General features: G+C 59.8%; 2 protein-coding genes. One reads left to right on the top strand and one right to left on the bottom strand.

The genetic code is table 11. The features are described from left to right. A partial coding sequence (locus EN925_RS32490) for an FAD-dependent oxidoreductase (protein WP_245487393.1) occupies positions 1 to 895 on the bottom strand: 895 nt, incomplete at its 3' end. A gap of 3 nt (positions 896 to 898) precedes the next feature. On the opposite strand from EN925_RS32490, the gene EN925_RS41080 reads away from it, so the two are divergent. Continuing rightward, positions 899 to 1096 (top strand): hypothetical protein, encoded by a 198-nt coding sequence (locus tag EN925_RS41080; RefSeq protein WP_245487392.1) that lies wholly within the window; start codon positions 899 to 901, stop codon positions 1094 to 1096. The last annotated feature ends 1199 nt before the right edge of the window (positions 1097 to 2295 follow it).

Below are 2295 nucleotides of genomic sequence, written 5' to 3'. Positions count from 1 at the left end.
GACTGATCCTGCCTGGCGCGCCGCCATAGAACTCTACGATGCAGGCCGAAAGAGGCGACTTCATCCGATTTCCATGCTCGACAAGCAGGTCTATGATCGTGTCGGTAAGTTGCGGAACGAAGCTCGCCTTCCAGAAATTGTGGGTCCCGTCCGGGAAAGCGCCGTCAAGCAGCTTCTGCATCGTCGGGAAGGGCATTAGCTGGATGGCATCGAGCATTGGGGGACCGAAAGCTCGCAGCGGCGCCAGCACACGTGCGCCTTCTACCACGTCACCGCACCAGCATGCGATTACGCCGACCGCCGGCATACCGTCCGGCGTCGTCAGCATGGCCGCGTAGGCAGTCAGTTCCTCCGGTGCCGTGGCCATGAAGTCACGATAGAAGCGCAACACCTCACCGGACTTGTCGCGTGCGTGAACGATCAGGCCGCCGAGCACTGAAGATATTTGCTGCGCTCGGAAGGTGAAGCAGGTGACGATGCCGAAATTACCGCCGCCGCCGCGCAAAGCCCAGAACAGGTCGGGGTGTTCTTCCATGCTGGCCGTCAGCAGGTTGCCCTCCGCTGTCACCAGCTCAAACGAAATCACATTGTCGCAGCTCAGTCCGTGCTTGCGCACCAGCCAGCCTACGCCGCCGCCGAGCGTCAGACCGGCAACGCCGGTCTTAGAGACGACGCCGACCGGCACCGCCAACCCATGCAAATGCGTCTCTCGGTCGAGATCGCCAAGCGTCGCGCCGCCCTGAACTCGCACGGTCTGGGTCTTGGCCTCAACCATCACGCCACGCATGGCGGAGAGGTCGATCACGATGCCGTTGTCGCAGAGCGCGCGCCCGGCGACATTGTGACCGCCCCCACGCACCGCGACAAGAAGGTCGTTTTTAGAGGCGAATTTCACTGCGTGGATTACATCAGCAACACCGAGGCAGCGTGCGATGAGTCCAGGGTGTCGATCAATTGCCGCGTTCCAAATACGGCGTGCCTCGTCGTAATCGGCATCAGCGAGCCGGATAAGGCGGCCAGCCAACCCCGAAGCGAACTCATCGATGAGGTCGGCGCCAATCGGCATGCCATTGCGACTTTGAAGCTGCGTCTCTAACATATCCTCCTCCTCAACTTCTCACCGCGTAAGCTCAAGCCTCGCGATGAGAAGTAGCATAACACCAGTTGGCGGGCCTGTGACGCCGAAAACACCTTCGATCCGATAAGTGGCGCTCGGTGCGGAATGGCCGCTTTTGCCAACTGGATTCTAGGAAGTTGCCAGTCGGCTCGCGGCCCCATGACAGTCACACCAAGCAACGGAGAGGCGCACGCCACCAGCCGAGCAGCTCGCACACCACGGTATACCTCGACTAACGTAACACCGCCGCCGGTTGCGGCGTAACATCTGGGTGGATATCGACTATCTGTGACAGGGTAGCGTCAGTCCTAAACCTTGAGGTGACAGGGCCGCAGAGTAGCGAGCCATCGGGCAAAAATTGAAAGGCCGGAAGGGTTGCCGTACGGGTTTACCAAGGCAACGACGCTAGGTCTGTTCGCGGACGGTGGAACAAAAACCGCGCTGTCGAGATTCGGTCGTTGCACTGTTCCCATTCGGTGCTTTCCCCATGAGAACTGCCCACTGGCCTGACGGCTGGCGGGCTTTTTTGTATCAGCGGAACCTTATTACTCATGCTCAGTTCTTGGCGGCAGCGCCCCGCACGCTGCTGGCCAAGGAAAGGCAACCCTTGGCCGGGCCCGCATCGGTCCTCACCCAAGCGGTGCGGGCCCACTGTCGATGCTGCCGAGCCCGTCTTCACACCCTTGGGCGTATCTTTCGAACAGTTCCACCTTTTCTGGATAAGGAAGGCGGTGTAAACGCTGGCAACCTTCGCACCGATAGTGGGCGGCAACGATGAACCAACGCCCTGGCTTGGTGAACTCGTTTCCACATCCGGGGCATTTGAGTGTCATCTCAACCGAAGATAGTTTCTGGGAGAGCGGCATCAGGTCGCGTAACTCAAACTGCCGACGCCAGAATCAGCGTTATCCCCACCACCGTCGACGCATAGATCGTGGCTAAAGCACGATCGGTCGAGGAATACTCGGCGGGTGTGCGAGGCCGGCGAAGTCGGGGCCTCGGAATGTTTCGGTGCCCACGGGACGTTGGCGGAAGCGTTGTCATTGCAAGCGCGCAAAGATAGACGCTGGGCTATATCGGCGGCGATCAGAGAATAGTCCGCCACCAATTTCGACCTGTCCGAGACAATGGAGATTTCACGTTGCAACATCGCGCGCCTCCCATGAGTTCTCCCAACT

The organism is Mesorhizobium sp. M7A.F.Ca.US.006.04.2.1, from assembly GCF_004022915.1.
Lineage (GTDB): Bacteria > Pseudomonadota > Alphaproteobacteria > Rhizobiales > Rhizobiaceae > Mesorhizobium > Mesorhizobium ciceri.
Note: the sequence above shows the minus strand (reverse complement) of the source record. Positions and strands in the feature narration are given on the sequence as shown.